This is a genomic window from Leisingera sp. G5_S3_59_S7 (assembly GCF_054968485.1).
In genome coordinates this window covers 1-14,594 of the sequence record NZ_JBQKUH010000049.1, presented here as the reverse complement: position 1 = coordinate 14,594, position 14,594 = coordinate 1, and the positions used below count along the sequence as shown (strand labels likewise).

General features: G+C 65.3%; 13 protein-coding genes. 5 read left to right on the top strand and 8 right to left on the bottom strand.

What is annotated here, in order from left to right:
* Positions 1 to 48: 48 nt before the first annotated feature.
* Both bcoG and ACTRWG_RS17765 read right to left on the bottom strand, forming a co-directional pair.
* Positions 49 to 966, bottom strand: coding sequence for a 3-dehydrocarnitine:acetyl-CoA trimethylamine transferase BcoG (gene bcoG, locus ACTRWG_RS17770; protein ID WP_027233988.1), 918 nt, complete (start codon positions 964 to 966; stop codon positions 49 to 51).
* 18 nt (positions 967 to 984) lie between these two features.
* Positions 985 to 2,931 carry an acetoacetate--CoA ligase gene (locus ACTRWG_RS17765; RefSeq protein WP_462829719.1) on the bottom strand — a complete coding sequence of 649 codons (1,947 nt, stop codon included), beginning with the start codon at positions 2,929 to 2,931 and terminating at the stop codon, positions 985 to 987.
* Between the two features lie 120 nt (positions 2,932 to 3,051).
* On the opposite strand from ACTRWG_RS17765, the gene ACTRWG_RS17760 reads away from it, so the two are divergent.
* The gene (locus ACTRWG_RS17760) at positions 3,052 to 4,038 is read left to right on the top strand and encodes a GlxA family transcriptional regulator (RefSeq protein ID WP_462829718.1); all 987 of its coding nucleotides are present in this window, start codon (positions 3,052 to 3,054) and stop codon (positions 4,036 to 4,038) included.
* A 107-nt stretch (positions 4,039 to 4,145) separates the two neighbouring features.
* On the opposite strand, the gene ACTRWG_RS17755 is transcribed toward ACTRWG_RS17760, so the two are convergent.
* Positions 4,146 to 5,036, bottom strand: a complete 891-nt coding sequence (locus tag ACTRWG_RS17755; protein WP_259973050.1) for an AraC family transcriptional regulator — start codon at positions 5,034 to 5,036, stop codon at positions 4,146 to 4,148.
* Positions 5,037 to 5,236: 200 nt separating this feature from the next.
* Between ACTRWG_RS17755 and ACTRWG_RS17750 the strand changes: the two genes are divergently transcribed.
* From ACTRWG_RS17750 to ACTRWG_RS17740, 3 genes are read left to right on the top strand one after another with little or no spacing between them, the layout of a single operon-like run.
* Positions 5,237 to 6,076 (top strand): SDR family NAD(P)-dependent oxidoreductase, encoded by an 840-nt coding sequence (locus ACTRWG_RS17750; RefSeq protein WP_462829717.1) that lies wholly within the window; start codon positions 5,237 to 5,239, stop codon positions 6,074 to 6,076.
* A 35-nt stretch (positions 6,077 to 6,111) separates the two neighbouring features.
* Positions 6,112 to 6,573: a (2Fe-2S)-binding protein gene (locus ACTRWG_RS17745; RefSeq protein ID WP_462829716.1), complete on the top strand. Its 462-nt coding sequence runs from the start codon at positions 6,112 to 6,114 to the stop codon at positions 6,571 to 6,573.
* Position 6,574: 1 nt separating this feature from the next.
* Positions 6,575 to 8,752 (top strand): xanthine dehydrogenase family protein molybdopterin-binding subunit, encoded by a 2,178-nt coding sequence (locus ACTRWG_RS17740; RefSeq protein ID WP_027233982.1) that lies wholly within the window; start codon positions 6,575 to 6,577, stop codon positions 8,750 to 8,752.
* Between the two features lie 73 nt (positions 8,753 to 8,825).
* Here ACTRWG_RS17740 and ACTRWG_RS17735 read toward each other — a convergent pair whose 3' ends face one another.
* The 5 genes from ACTRWG_RS17735 to ACTRWG_RS17715 all read right to left on the bottom strand — a co-directional run bounded on the left by ACTRWG_RS17735 (position 8,826) and on the right by ACTRWG_RS17715 (position 13,941).
* Positions 8,826 to 9,728 (bottom strand): complex I NDUFA9 subunit family protein, encoded by a 903-nt coding sequence (locus ACTRWG_RS17735; protein ID WP_462829715.1) that lies wholly within the window; start codon positions 9,726 to 9,728, stop codon positions 8,826 to 8,828.
* Positions 9,729 to 10,049: 321 nt separating this feature from the next.
* Positions 10,050 to 11,087 (bottom strand): extracellular solute-binding protein, encoded by a 1,038-nt coding sequence (locus ACTRWG_RS17730; RefSeq protein ID WP_462829714.1) that lies wholly within the window; start codon positions 11,085 to 11,087, stop codon positions 10,050 to 10,052.
* Positions 11,088 to 11,107: 20 nt separating this feature from the next.
* Complete coding sequence (locus ACTRWG_RS17725) at positions 11,108 to 11,917, bottom strand: ABC transporter permease (RefSeq protein WP_027233979.1); 810 nt, start codon at positions 11,915 to 11,917, stop codon at positions 11,108 to 11,110.
* 3 nt (positions 11,918 to 11,920) lie between these two features.
* Positions 11,921 to 12,850: an ABC transporter permease gene (locus ACTRWG_RS17720; RefSeq protein WP_462829713.1), complete on the bottom strand. Its 930-nt coding sequence runs from the start codon at positions 12,848 to 12,850 to the stop codon at positions 11,921 to 11,923.
* Positions 12,850 to 13,941 (bottom strand): ABC transporter ATP-binding protein, encoded by a 1,092-nt coding sequence (locus ACTRWG_RS17715; protein ID WP_462829712.1) that lies wholly within the window; start codon positions 13,939 to 13,941, stop codon positions 12,850 to 12,852. The genes ACTRWG_RS17720 and ACTRWG_RS17715 overlap by 1 nt, the downstream gene beginning before the upstream one ends.
* Positions 13,942 to 14,191: 250 nt before the next feature.
* Here ACTRWG_RS17715 and ACTRWG_RS17710 point away from each other — a divergent pair.
* A partial coding sequence (locus ACTRWG_RS17710; protein WP_462829711.1) for a lyase family protein occupies positions 14,192 to 14,594 on the top strand: 403 nt, incomplete at its 3' end.

Genomic DNA, 14,594 nt, shown 5'->3' with positions numbered 1-14,594 from the left:
TGCACAGGGGGTGTACAGGCGGTGCACGCATGCCACTCCCTGCCCCGCTTACTTCGCCACCGGCGCGCGCTTGGTCAGGCCCAGCTTTTCACGGACCGCCTCCGGGCCGATGATCCGGGCGCCCATGCCCTCGATCACCCCCGCCGCGCGCTCCACCAGCTGCGCATTGGTCGCCAGCACGCCCTTGTCCAGGAACAGGTTGTCTTCCAGCCCCACGCGCACATTGCCACCCGCCAGAACCGACTGCGCCGCGTACGGCATCTGGTCCCGGCCAAGGGAGAACGCCGACCAGGTCCAGTCCGACGGCACGTTGTTGACCATCGCCATGAAAGTGTTGAGGTCATTCGGCGCCCCCCACGGCACCCCCATACACAGCTGCACCAGCGCGTTCGGTTGCAGAATTCCCTCTTTTACCAATTGCTTGGCAAACCACAGATGGCCGGTGTCAAAGGCTTCGATCTCCGGCTTCACACCCAGATCGGTCATCATCCGGCCCATCGCCCGCAGCATTCCGGGCGTGTTGGTCATCACGTAATCCGCCTCGGCAAAGTTCATGGTGCCGCAGTCGAGGGTGCAAATCTCCGGCAGGCATTCGGCGATATGGGCCATGCGTTCGGTCGCGCCGATCATGTCGGTCGCCGCTTCGTTGACCGGCAGCGGGTTTTCCGTCGAGCCGAACACAATATCGCCGCCCATGCCCGCGGTCAGGTTCAGCACCACGTCCACCTCGGAATCGCGGATGCGGTCGGTAAGCTCCCGGTAAAGCTCAAGTTTCCGCGACGGCGCGCCGGTTTCCGGGTCGCGCACATGGCAGTGCACTACCGCCGCCCCGGCCTTGGCGGCAGCAATCGCGGACTCCGCAATCTGCTTGGGCGAGCGCGGCACGTGGGGGGATTTATCCTGGGTGCCGCCAGAGCCGGTCACGGCGGCGGTGATGAAAACGTCTCGGTTCATGGTCAGGGGCATGGTCTCGCTCCTTTGAGGTTAAGCTTGCAATTCGGGGTGATCCGCAAACAGCGCCAGCGCCTGCGGGTTGGCGAGGCCGGAGAGGTTGCGGACAGGCTGGTTGTTCACAACATCGCGCACCGCCAGCTCGGCGGTCTTGCCGGACTTGGTGCGCGGGATGTCAGCGACGGCGATGATCTTGGCGGGCACATGCCGCGGCGAGGCGTTCTTGCGGATTTCCGTTTTGATCCGGTTGGTTAGAACATCGTTCAGCGCTGCGCCCTCGGCGGGAATCACAAACAGAACCACCCGCACGTCGTTGTCGAGGTTCTGGCCGACAACCACCGCATCCGCGACCTCGCCGATCTTGTCGAGCTGCCGGTAGATCTCTGCCGTGCCGATCCGCACGCCGCCGGGGTTCAGCGTCGCGTCTGAGCGGCCCAGCACCACATAGCCGCCGTGCTCCGTGCGGATAGTGTAATCGCCCTGCCGCCAGATGTTCGGATAGGTCTCGAAATAGCTGGCGCGATAGCGGGCATTGCCGGGGTCATTCAGGAACCGCACCGGCATCGACGGATGCGCGTTGCGGCAAACCAGCTCGCCCGCGACGCCCTCCACCGGTTCGCCCTGATCGTTCAGGGTCGCCACATCCAGCCCCAGCACCGGCGCCTGGATCTCTCCCTGATGGACCGGCAGCAGCGGGCAGCCGCCAATGAAACAGCCCAGAATATCGGTGCCGCCGCAGATCGAGGCCAGCTGCACATCCGCTTTCCAGTCGGCATAGACATGGGCAAAGCCCTCCGGCGACAGCGGCGAGCCGGTGGACAGCAGCACCCGCAAGGCGCTCAGATCGTGGCTCTCCACCGGACGGTTCCGGCGCTTTTGCGAGGCGTCTATGTATTTGGCGGAAATACCGAAATGGGTGACCATCTCGGCCTCGGCCAGGTCAAACAGGCGGCGGATGCCGGGATACATCGGGTTGCCGTCAAACAGCACGATCACCGCCTCAGAGGCCAGCGCCGCCACCTGCCAGTTCCACATCATCCAATTGCAAGTGGTGTAATAGAACATCCGGTCGCCCGGCTGCAGGTCGCAGTGCAGCTGCTGCTCCACCAGCATCCGCAAGAGGGTGCCGCCACCGGAATGCTCGATACACTTGGGCTTGCCGGTAGTGCCGGAGGAAAACATCACATAGAGCGGGTCGCGAAAGCCCATCGGACGGCAGTCCAGTGCCGGGGCGTCCGCCTGTTTGAACGCCTCATAGGCGGTCATGCTCTCCGGCAGGTTCGCGGCATCGCCCGCATAGGGCCAGACCACGATCTGCCGGACCGACGGCACGCGGGCGGCAACTTCGGCAATCGCGGCCCGGGTCTCAAACGTCTTGCCGTTGTAGAAATAGCCGTCGGCGGCAAACATCAGCTTGGGCGCGATCTGGCCGAACCGGTCGACAACAACATCCGGCCCGCTTTCCGGCGCACAGCAGGACCAGACCGCCCCCAGCGACGCCGTGGCCAGCATCGCCGCCACGGTCTGCGGCATGTTCGGCACATAGCCTGCAACGTGATCGCCCGCTTCAATCCCGGCGTCCCGCAGGGCGGCGGCGAGCATTTCCACCTCGCGCTTCAGCTCGGCGCGGGTCCAGACCATGCGGCGGCCGTCCTCGCCAATGAAAACAATGGCTTCGCGTCCGTCGGCATTCTTCAGGAAGGTGTCAGCGATGTTCAGCCGCGCTTCGGGAAAGAAGCGCACCTGCATCGGGTCGGCATCCGCCAGTAGCGGCACCGCGCCCTTTTCCCCTTCCAGCCCGCAAAAGTCCCAGGCCAGCGGCCAGAACTCCTCTGGCCGGGAGACCGACCAGGCGTGCAGATCGGCATATGTCTCCACCCCCGCACCGGAGGCGGCCCTGGCCTGCGCCAGAAAATCGGACATCAGAGGGTTGCGGCGCGCCGAAAGATCCGGCTGCCAGAGAAGGGGCGCGGTTGTCATGGAAATCTCAGTGGCTAGAGAGCGGGCGTCGTGAGCGGATCGTCAAGAGGCTTGACTTAAGGCGTGATTAGCGTAGGAGTTGACCTTACGTTTATACAGTTTCGGTCATATACTATACAGATGCAGCCAAAATCGCCGCCAATCTTCGATTTCCTGCTGTTCGACGGGTTTTCCAACATGGTGCTGGCCAGCGCCATGGAGCCGCTGCGCGATGTGCGGATGAACTCCGGCCAGGAGGTCGCCGGCTGGCGGGTCAGCACCCTGGATGGCGCGCCCGTCACCAGCTCCAGCGGCCTGCAGATCACCCCCGACGGGGCGTTCAGCGAGGATCAGGGCAACCGCACCCTGGTGCTGGTTGCGGGCTACCACGTGCGCGAACAGGTGACGCCTGCGCTGCTGACCCGGCTGCGCAGCGCGGTGCGGCGGGCAGAGCGGGTGCTGGCGCTGGATACCGCCGCCTGGCTGCTGGCCGCCGCTGGCGTGCTGGACGGCCATACCGCGACAATACACTGGCAGGAACTGGAGGCCTTTACCGAGACCTTCCCCAAGGTCGAGGTTTCCACCGCGCGGTTTGTGCGCTCAGGGCCGTTCCTCACCTGCGGCGGCGCCAGCACCGCGCTCGACATGATGCTGAGCCTCATTCAGGACCTCTATGGCTCCGCGGCCGCCTTTGGCGCCTCCACCATGTTTGTCTATGACCCGTCGCGCCAGTCAGAGCTGAACCGCGGCGCCGCGCGGCTGGAGCAGAAGGGCTCGCCCAAGGTGCTGAAGGCGGCGAACCTGATGGCGGAAACCATCGAAACCCCGCTGAGCACGGCAGCACTGGCCAAGCGCGTGTCGCTGTCGGAGCGCACCCTGGCGCGGGCGTTTCAGCGCGAGTTGGGGATGACGCCGGGCAAATACTACAAGATGCTGCGGCTTCAGCATGCCCGCTATTTGTCAGAGGAAACCCATCTGAGCCTGGAACAGATCGCACTGCGCTGCGGGTTTTCCTCGGCGTCGTCGCTGGGGCGGTCCTACAGCGGGCTTTATGGCCGGACCCTCCGCGAGGCGCGCGGGCAGGAGCGGCCCTGGGTGAAGAATGGATACGGCGAAACGAAACACTAAGGGCAGCGCCCGTCTCGGCGGGGTGGGAAGCGAAGCGCCCGCCCCGTGGGAGCGGGACGGGCGCTGCCCGGTCTTTCGGCCGGGCGGATCATCATTTCGAGCTGCCTCTAAGATGCTTCCGCTGGCGCCGGCTTTTCATCCCGCGGCGGGATGCCGAACTTGCGGGCGTATTCCCGGCTGAACTGGGTCGGGCTTTCATAGCCCACGTCATAGGCCGCCGACGCCACCGACTTGCCGCCGCTCATCAGCAGGCGGCGCGCCTCCAGCAGGCGCAGCTCCTTCTGGTACTGCAGCGGCGTAGTCGAGGTGAGCGACTTGAAATGCTCATGAAAGGTCGACTGGCTCATCCCCGCCGCGGCGGCCAGATCGGCCACCGCAATCGGCGCCTTGTAGCCGGAGCGGATCAGCGCAATCGCCTTGGAAATCCGGCTGGCCGGGCTTTCGTGCAGCAGCAGCTGCCGCAGCATCCCGCCGTGCTGGGCGCGCAGCAGGCGGAAATGGATCTCCCGCAGCACCAGGGGCGCCAGCGCCTGCACCTCGGCCGGGTCCTGCGACAGACGGAACAGCCGCGCCATCGCATCGGTCAGCGCCGCATCGCTGTCCGCCACGCTCATCGAATGCGTGCCCCGCTGCTGCCCCTGCGCCGCGCCGGCCTCATCATAGAGGCTGCGCGCCGTGGCCAGATCCAGACGCAGCACCAGTGAGACATAGGGCTTGTCCGGCGCAGCGTCGATCACCCCGGCCGTCACCGGCAGCGCATGGCTGACGATCAGCGACATGCCCGCGCCATAGCGGATCACCCGGTCGTCCAGATGCGCCTCTTTGGCGCCCTGCAGCACCAGGCACATGACGGGTTCATAGACCATCGTCTGAAACGCGGTCGGGGTCTCACGGCAAAAGGCCAGCAGCCCCTCCACCCCGGTCTCGCAGCCGTCCTCCGGCGTGCCCCTGGCGCGGACAAAGGCGGCAACGTCGTCGATCAGATCCTGCGGCACCATGGGCGGTCCTCCTCTTCGCCCTGAATATAGGCGGGCGGCGGCGGCGAAAGAACCGTAATTCCCGGCGCGCCGGAGGATCAGGCAGATCATCCGGAGGATCAGGCAAGGCAATCCGCCCGGCCCGCCCTACCTTTGCTGCAACCAAGAAAGCCGGGGCCGATGCAAGCCCAGGCGGCACAACGCTTCCGGGAGGACATTTCATGTACAAAGACGCAGTTGCAGCAGGCGGCGTGGCGGTGGTGACCGGCGGCGCCAGCGGGGTTGGCTTTGCAGCCGCCGAACGCTTTGCCCAGGCCGGGCTGGGGGTGGTCCTGGCCGACCTGCCGGGCGAGGCGCTGGACCAGGCGGCAGAGACGCTGCGCAGCCAGGCAAAGGCCGGCGCGCCGGTTCTGGCCGTTCCCACAGATGTCAGCGACGCAGTGGCGGTTCAGGCGTTGGCCGATGCGGCCTTTGACGCGGGCGAGGTGGCGGTGCTGATGAACAACGCAGGCATCGCCCGCCCCTCCGGCAGCTGGGAGGACCCTGACGCCTGGCGCGCGATGATCGAGGTGAACCTCTTTGGCGTATTGAACGGCGTCCAGGCCTTCCTGCCCCGGATGATCGCCGCCGCGCGCCCTGCGGTAGTGGTCAACACCGGCTCCAAACAGGGCATCACCACGCCGCCGGGCAACCCGGGCTACAATGTCTCCAAGGCGGGCGTGAAGGTGCTGACGGAGATGCTGGCCCACGACCTGCGCCAGGCCGGGGCGCCCATCACCGCGCATCTGTTCGTGCCCGGCTTCACCTATACCGGCATGATCGCCAGCTTCATGCCGGAAAAACCCGCCTCTGCCTGGACCTCCGGGCAGACCGTCGATCACTTGCTGTCCCGCATGGCGGCGGGTGATTTCTACATTCTCTGCCCCGACAACGACGTCACGCCCGAACGCGACCGGCGCCGGGTCGCCTGGGCCCTGGGCGACATTCTGGAAAACCGCCCGGCCCTGTCGCGCTGGCATCCCGATTACGCGGATGCCTTCGCAGACTTCGAAAATTCCTGACCCAAAAATTCCAGCCAAGGGGAGGCCCCATAGCCATGGCAATATCATTGAAACTCAACGGCCAGACGCATCAGGTCGAGGCCGAACCCGGAACACCGCTGTTGTGGGTGATCCGCGATGAGCTGAAGCTCACCGGCACCAAGTTCGGCTGCGGCGTAGCCGCCTGCGGCGCTTGCACCGTGCATCTGGACGGCGAACCCGTGCGCTCCTGCCAGACTTATGTCGAAGACGTGGAAGGCGCCGAGATCACCACCATCGAAGGGCTGGAGTCCAAGGCTTCCAAGGCCGCGCAGGACGCTTGGGTCGAACTGGACGTGGTGCAGTGCGGCTACTGCCAGTCGGGCCAGATCATGTCCGCCGTGGGCCTGCTGAGCGAAAACCCCAAGCCGACGGTTGAGGAGATCGACGATTACATGAACGGCAACGTCTGCCGCTGCGCCACCTACCAGCGCATCCGCGCCGCGATCCAGCGCGCATCCCAGATGATGGAGGCCTGATATGACTCTCACCACCTCCCGCCGCGGCTTCCTCACGTCCGCTGCCGCCGCTGCTGCGGTTCTTTATGTCGGCGTCCGTCCGAACGGCGCGCTGGCCGCTGGCTCCGCGCCTGCGCAGCTGAACCCCTTTGTGAAGATCGGCGCAGACGGCACCGTCACCGCCATCGTCAAGCATTTCGAGAAGGGCCAGGGCCCGGCCACCGGCCTCACCACCCTGATCGCCGAGGAGCTGGGCGTGTCGATGGAGGACATTCAATACGAATTCGCGCCCTCCGATGCCTCGCGCTATGCCAACTTGGCGTTCGGGCAGATGCAGGGCACCGGCGGCTCCACCGCGATGGCCAATTCCTTTATGCAGTACCGCCAGGCCGGGGCCGCCGCGCGCGAGATGCTGATCAGGGCCGCTGCCGAAGCCTGGGGCGCGGACGCCGCAGAGCTGACGCTGGAGGACGGTATCCTCAAGGGCGCAGGCCAGGAGGCGCCGCTGGCAGAGTTTGTCGCCGCCGCCGCGCAGATGGAGGCCCCGGCAGAACCGCGGCTGAAAGACCCCAGCGAATTCCGCCTGATCGGCAACCCGCAGGTCAAGCGCAAGGACTCGCTGCCCAAGACCAACGGCACCGCGAAGTTTGCCATGGACATGCATCTGCCGGACCAGATGGTTGCAGTGATCATCCGCAGCCCGCGGATGGGCGGGCTGGCCAACGGGTTCGACGATGCCGGCGCCAAGACGGTCAAAGGCTACATCCGCGCCGCCGTGCTGCCCAACCAGGCAGGCGTCGCGGTCTATGCCGAGGACACCTGGGCCGCGTTCCAGGCCCGCGACGCGATCACCGTGGACTGGGATTTCTCAAACGCCGAACACCGCAGCTCGGACCAGATCCGCGAGGAGCTGCTGGCCGCCGTGAACGCGGAGCCGGAATACAACGTGACCGGCGCGGACCACGCCGCCACCACAGAGCAGATCGCAGGGGCCGCGAAGGTGGTGGAGCAGACCTTCTACTTCCCGCTGCTGGCGCACGCGCCGATGGAGCCGCTCACCTGCACCATTGAGGCCGACGCTGACGGCGGCGTCACCCTGCACGACGGCTGCCAGTTCCCCTCCGGCCCGCATATGGCGATGGCGCAGATCTTCCAGCTGCCGATGGACAAGGTCCGCATCAGCACGATGTTTGCCGGCGGCTCCTTCGGCCGCCGCGCCACGCCGACGGCGGATTACCAGGTGGAGGCGGCGCTGGCCTTTGCCCTCACCGACCGCTCGCGCCCGGTTAAACTGGTCTGGTCGCGCGAGGATGACATCACCGGCGGCTATTACCGCCCCGCCGTTGCGCACCGGGTGCGGGTTGGTCTGGACGCGGAGGGCAATATCACCGGCTGGGACCACCGCATCGCCGCGCAGTCGATCCTGAAAGGCACCGCGTTTGAGAGCATGATGGTGCACGGCGGCGTCGATCACAGCTCGGTCGAGGGGGCGGCAGACACCCCCTACCGGATCCCGGGGCAGTTCACCGGCCTCAGCGATGTGGCCAAGGCAACCCCGGTGCTGTGGTGGCGCTCGGTCGGGCACACCCATACGGCCTATGTGATGGAGGTGATGCTGGACGAAGCCGCCCGCGCCGCGGGCCGCGACCCGGTGGCGTTCCGCCTTGCCCTGCTGGAGGGCGGCGGCGCCGATCAGCAGCGCTTGGCGGGGGTGCTGAAACTGGCCGCGGACAAGGGCGGCTGGAGCAGCGCGCCGGAGGGCCGCAGCCAGGGCATCGCCGTCCATAAAAGCTTTGGCAGCTATGTGGCCGAGCTGGTGGAGATTTCCGGCACTGCCGATGACGGCGTGAAGATCGAGAAGGTCACCTGCGCGGTGGACTGCGGCATCGCGGTCAACCCGGACGTGGTCAAGGCGCAGATGGAGGGCGGCATCGGCTATGGCCTGGGCCACGCGATGCGCAACGAGATCACCCTGACCGAGGGCGTCGTGGACCAGTTCAACTTCCCGGACTACGAGCCGCTGCGGATCGGCGATATCGGCGCCATCGAGGTGCATATCGTGCCCTCTGCCGAGATGCCCACCGGCGTGGGCGAGCCCGGCACCCCGCCCGCCGCTCCGGCGCTGGCCAATGCCATCGCGGCGAACGGCCCGCGGGTCACTGAGCTGCCGATGATCCTGAACGGCGTCAGCTTCGCCTGACCCTCTCCCCGCGCCGGACAACAGGTCCGGTGCGGGGAAATCCGTTTAAGTGAAAGGGTTTGACCGCCCCGTCTCAGACCAGCCCCATGGCAATGGCGGACTGGGGGGTGATCCCGAGATCGGCAAATCCCGCCATTGTCTCGCCCGCGGTATTGTCGTGCTCCATCAGCGCGATCTGCGCCTGGGTCACCGGCGGCCGCGGCAGCAGCGACAGCGGCGCCGCCCCTGCCCGCCACAGCGCAAAGGGCACCGGCAGCAGCAGGCGCCTGCGGCCTGAGCGGGCCGCCAGCCGCCGCAGGATTTCCCGGTAGGTAAAGACATCCGGCCCGCCCAGTTCAAACACCTTGCGGGGCACGCGGGCGCCATCCAGGATCCGGCACACGGCTTCGGCCACATCGCCGGCCCAGACCGGCTGCAGCCGCGTGCGCCCGTTGCCGAACAGCGGGATCACCGGCAGGTGATCGACGATCTTTTGCAGGTCACCGAAAAAGGCGCCGCTGCGGCTGAACATCACGCTGGGCCGCAGGATGATGGCTCCGGGGCAGACGCTGCGCACCGCGGCCTCGCCCTCGGCGCGGGCGCGCACATAGGCCGACGGCGATTGCAGGCTGGCGCCGATCCCGGAAATGTGGACCAGCCGCTGCACCCCGCTGTCGCGCGCCAGCCGGGCAATCCGGCGGGCGGCCTCGGCATGAACATCCTGAAAGCTCTGCTGGCGGGTCTCGGCATAAAACCCGATGCAATTGACCACGGCGGAGGCCCCCTCCAGCGCCCGCGCCAGCACGTCCGGGTCCGCAAGATCCACACGAACCAGCCCGACCCCGCTGTCCCAGCTGCTGCGATAGGAGGCGGCGGCGCCCGGAGCCCGCGTCCCGGCGCTGACCGGGCAGCCGCGGTCCTGCAGACGGCGCACCACCCGCTGGCCGAGAAACCCTGTACCGCCAAGCACAATCACATTCCGGACGCTGGTCTTCATGGCGCATTGCCCCGCGTTAGCCCGTGCAACGGACGCGGACCGCTGCCGGCCCCGTCCCGCCACAGGCCTGCCCGGGCAGCGCATATGCCCGGGCGGAGCAACCCATAGCTGCGCCATCACATAGCGCGGCGGGCCGCCTGGGCCACCGGCAGCATGAATTGCGGCCCGGCTGGCCTTACCCCCCTGAACAGCAAGATCCTTTATTCATCTGGCTGAAAATATCCTCGGGGGTGAGGTCCGTGGTGGAAACCGTCCGGGGGACGGTTTCAGGACCGAACGGGCAGAGCCCGGAGGGGGCAGACAGCCCCCTCGCTTGCCCGGTCACTTCTTGAGATTGGTCCAGATCTGGTCGTAAACCGCCTGCGTCTGCTGGCCGCAGACTTCGATGAACACGCCCTCGCCCGCTGCCGCAGGCGGGTTGCGTTCCGGCAAGGCGGCCAGGTTCGCGTCGAGGTAATCCCCGGTTCCGGCCACGCCCGCATTGTACTGGGCATAGTTGGTAACCGCCGCGATGTTCTCAGGCTCCAGCAGGAAATCCATGAATTTCAGCGCGTTCTCACGGTTCGGCGCATCCTTCAGCAGCACCACATTGTCCATCCAGACCACATAGCCCTCCTTGGGGAAAGCATATTCCACATTGGCGCCTTCCGCCCGCGCCTTGGCGGCAAAGCCGTCATAGATCATCCCTGCGGCTGCATCGCCGGAGACCAGCACCTCCTTGGCGGTGTCGGAGTTGAAGGAGGCCCAATGCTGCTTGGCCCCCTGCAGCATCGCGTTCAGCGCCTTCAGCTGTTCGCGGTCATCGGAGCACTGCGGGATGCCCAGATGCAGCGATCCCAGCGCCATCATCTCACCCTGGCTGTCCAGCACGTTGATCTTGCCCGACAGCTCCTCCGGGGGATCGAACAGGATGGCGGTGGTCAGGATATCGCCGCCATAGATGTCGCGGTTCACCGCAAAGGCGGTTGAGCCCCACTGGTAGGGAATGGAATGCGCCCGGCCCGGATCAAAGCCGGGATCGGCCCATTCCGGCGCGATGTTGCCCTTGTTGGCCAGCTCGCCCTCGCCGATGGTGTCCAACAGGCCCTCGCCGGCCATGATCTTGACCATGTAATCGCCCGGCACAGCCAGGTCATAGGTGCCCATGCCGCCCGCCTTCAGCGTCGCCAGCATGGATTCATTGGAGTCATAGGTGTCCATCGTCACCTCGATGCCGGTCTCGGCGGTGAACTTCTCCAAAAGCTCCTGCGGCATGTATTCGAACCAGTGGTACAGCACCAGCTTGCCCTCGGCGGCGGCGGCATTGGCGGCCAGGCTCAGCGCAAGCGCGGCGGCGCTGGATTTCAGCAGGGTTTTCATGGGGGTCCTCCCGTGTTGGATCATTTGTTGCTGTCGGATTTGCTGACGAAGTAGCTGATGGTGACCATCACGATTGAGACGCTCAGCAGCATGGTCGAGATCGCCATGATGTTGGGTTTGATGCCCTGCTTGACTGAGCCGAAGATCGCGGTGGGCAGGGTCTCGACCCCCGCGCCCTTGACGAAATTGGTGATGATGAAGTCGTCTAGCGAGACGATAAAGGCCAACAGGAAGCCCGAGATGATGCCGGGCGCCATCAGGGGCATCAGGATCCGGGTGAAGGCCTGCCGCCGGGTGGCGTAAAGGTCCATCGCCGCCTGCTCAAAGCTGTCCTCGATCCCCTGCATCCGGGCCGAGATCGGCAGGTAGGCAAACGGGATGCAAAAGGCGATATGCGCGACCAGGATGGTCAGATAGCCGCGGGTGAAGCCGATGGCGTTGAAAAAGATCAGCGTGGCCACCGCGGTCACGATCTCCGGCACCATCAGCGGCAGGCTGATCAGGCCGAATGACACGGTGCGCAGTTTGAACTGGCCGCCGCGCACCATGGCGGTGGCTGCCAATGTGGCAATCATCGTGCTGGCGGTGGCCGCCATGATCGCGATGGTGAAGCTGTTAAAGGCCGCGGTCTTGAACTTGGCGCTTTCCGGCCCGGTGAACACATCGGCGTACCAGCGCAACGACAGACCTTCCCAGTTGGTGATGGATTGGGAGGCGTTGAAGCTGTAGATGGTGACAATCACCAGGGGGGCATACAGCACCACCAGGCACAACAGGGTGATCGCGCGGAAGCCTTTGTACGTTTTGATATTCTCGTTCACATACGCCATGGCTCAGCCCCCTGCCTTGTCTGCTTTGGCCTGCTGGCGGGCGGAAAACAGCAGGATGATCAGCACCATGGTCAGCAGGATCATCGAGGCGGCGGCCCCGAACGGCCAGTTGCCTGCGTTGCCCTTGAACTGCTCCTCGATCAGCGATCCGATCATGAAGTTTTTGGCCCCGCCCAGAAGATCCGGCGCCAGGAAGGAGCCCATTGACGGCACGAACACCAGGATGCAGCCCGCCACCACGCCCGGTTTCACCGCGGGCAGCACGATCCGGCGCAGGGTTGTCCATTTGCTGGCGTAAAGGTCCGCCGCCGCCTCAGACAGCGAGAAGTTATAGCGCTCCACCGCGGCATAGATCGGCAGCACCATGAACGGCAGGTAGGAGTAGAACAGCCCCAGCTGCACCGCAAAGTTGGTGTTGATGATATGGATCGGGCTGTCGATCAGCCCGGTGCCGGTCAGGAAGTCATTCAGCGGCCCCTGATCGCGCAAAAGGAATTTCATCGAAACGGTGCGGATCAGCAGGTTCACCCAATAGGGAATGGTGATCAAAAACACCCAGACGGGGCGGATATGTTCCGGCCGCGTGGCGATGAAATAGGCGGTCGGAAAGCCGATCAGGAGGCTGAGGAGCGTCGCCGCCCCGGCCTGCCAGATAGAGCGCCAGAAGATAGCGATATAGGTCCACTCGATGGTGGGCGGCTCATCCCCGAACAGCCCGCGGTCAAAGAAGAACTGGTCATAGGCCGCGAGGGAGAACTCCCAGATCACCCCGCCGCGGAATTCCTTGGTCAGGAAGGAATAGACCAGCATCATGCAGACGGGCCCCAGCACAAAGATGCCAAGCACCGCCCAGGACGGCAGAAGCAGCCAGCCGCGGGCGTCCTTGTATATGTCTGCGCGGACTGAGCCGCCGGTTGCTGCGCCTGCTGCCATCAGTCCATCAGGAGGCGCCCGGCCCCCAGCTCCATGTTGACGAAAATCTCGCTGCCCGGCTCAAAGATCCGCTTGTTGCCGCGGTCGGAATTGGAGGTCCGCACGATGAACTGCGGCCCCTCGGCCAGATCGACCAGCGTGCTGATGTCGGTGCCCACGAATATGTTTTCGGCGACCCGGCCCTTGAGGCTTTCGGCCTCCACCGGCACGTCGGACATGAACAGCCGCTCAGGCCGCACGGACATATGCACCTTGTCGCCTGCGCCGATACCGTCGACCGAATTGCAGGTCAGCGCATGGCCGCCGCCCAGATGGCAGGTCGCGCGGCCGTTCATGACCTGATCCACCGACACCTCCAAAAGGTTGGTCTCACCAATGAAATCCGCCACGAACATATTGCGCGGCCGTTCATATATCTCGGTTGGGGTGCCTAATTGCTGCAGCTCGCCCGCCGACATCACCGCGATGCGGTCGGACATGGTCAGCGCCTCTTCCTGGTCGTGGGTCACGAAAATGAAGGTGATCCCGGTTTCCCGCTGCAGGTGCTTCAGCTCCAGCTGCATCTGCTTGCGCAGCTTCAGATCCAGCGCCGACAGCGGCTCGTCCAGCAGCAGGACTTTTGGTTGTGGCGCCAGCGCACGCGCCAGCGCCACACGCTGCTGCTGGCCGCCTGAGAGCTGGGACGGTTTGCGGGCAGCGAATTGCGACAGCTGGACCAGCTCCAGCATCTCCGCCGCGCGTTCGCGGGCGGCAGCTTTGGACTTGCCGCGCATCTCCAGGCCAAAGGCCACGTTGTCCAGAATGGTCATATGCGGAAACAGCGCATAGTTCTGGAACACCGTGTTCACCGGCCGCTGGTGCGGCGGCAGGCTTGCGATCCCGTCGCCGAACAGCAGGATCTCGCCCTCGGTCACATCCTCGAACCCGGCGATCATCCGCAACAGCGTGGTCTTGCCGCAGCCCGACGGCCCCAGCAGGGTGAAGAACTCGTTGTCCCTTATGGTCAGCGAAATGCGCTTGAGGGCGGTGAAGTCCCCGTAGCGTTTGACCGCGCTGCGCACATCAATCGCATCTGTCTTGTTTGCGGGCACTTGCGCCTCCCCGTCTGCCGTGTGTCGTTTGATCCAGCATAGGAAGGCCCGGGGGCCGCATTAAGAATTGACTCCCTCAGCAAATGTTAGTCTTTGCCTAATCTTTAATACTCCAGCATTTTCAGCGCCTTAGCCAGATGCGCACCCGCTTTGCCTGCCCCTAAGCCCTGCGGTGGAAACAGCATCTTTGGTCCGCGTGCAGGTACGGCTAAGCTGGCGGCGGCATTCCCAACAGAAAAACGGTGAGACAATGCACGCAACCCGCGCGGAACGAGACACGATCGGGCAGCTGGACCTGCCCGCAGACAACCTGCACGGCATCCAGACAGAACGGGCACGGCAGAATTTCCCGATCACCGGCGTGCCGCTGTCGCATTTCCCGGCGCTGGTGCGGGCCCTTGCGATGGTGAAATCCGCCGCCGCCCGCGCCAATGCAGAAACCGGCGGGCTGACGCCCGACAAGGCCGCTGCGATCACCGCCGCCTGTGCAGAGATCATCGCCGGGCAGCATCATGCGCATTTCAGCGTGGACATGATCCAGGGCGGGGCCGGCACCTCCACCAACATGAACGCCAATGAGGTGATCGCCAATCTGGCCCTGATGCGGATGGGGCACCGCCCCGGCGATTACGCGCATCTGCACCCCAATGACG

Coding starts and splice junctions, on each gene's coding strand:
- ACTRWG_RS17760 (WP_462829718.1), top strand. CDS start 3,052: ATGCAGCCAAAATCGCCGCCAATCTTCGATTTCCTGCTGTTCGACGGG.
- ACTRWG_RS17755 (WP_259973050.1), bottom strand. CDS start 5,036: ATGGTGCCGCAGGATCTGATCGACGACGTTGCCGCCTTTGTCCGCGCC.
- ACTRWG_RS17730 (WP_462829714.1), bottom strand. CDS start 11,087: ATGAAAACCCTGCTGAAATCCAGCGCCGCCGCGCTTGCGCTGAGCCTG.
- ACTRWG_RS17765 (WP_462829719.1), bottom strand. CDS start 2,931: ATGACAACCGCGCCCCTTCTCTGGCAGCCGGATCTTTCGGCGCGCCGC.
- ACTRWG_RS17745 (WP_462829716.1), top strand. CDS start 6,112: ATGGCAATATCATTGAAACTCAACGGCCAGACGCATCAGGTCGAGGCC.
- ACTRWG_RS17720 (WP_462829713.1), bottom strand. CDS start 12,850: ATGGCAGCAGGCGCAGCAACCGGCGGCTCAGTCCGCGCAGACATATAC.
- bcoG (WP_027233988.1), bottom strand. CDS start 966: ATGCCCCTGACCATGAACCGAGACGTTTTCATCACCGCCGCCGTGACC.
- ACTRWG_RS17735 (WP_462829715.1), bottom strand. CDS start 9,728: ATGAAGACCAGCGTCCGGAATGTGATTGTGCTTGGCGGTACAGGGTTT.
- ACTRWG_RS17740 (WP_027233982.1), top strand. CDS start 6,575: ATGACTCTCACCACCTCCCGCCGCGGCTTCCTCACGTCCGCTGCCGCC.
- ACTRWG_RS17750 (WP_462829717.1), top strand. CDS start 5,237: ATGTACAAAGACGCAGTTGCAGCAGGCGGCGTGGCGGTGGTGACCGGC.
- ACTRWG_RS17725 (WP_027233979.1), bottom strand. CDS start 11,917: ATGGCGTATGTGAACGAGAATATCAAAACGTACAAAGGCTTCCGCGCG.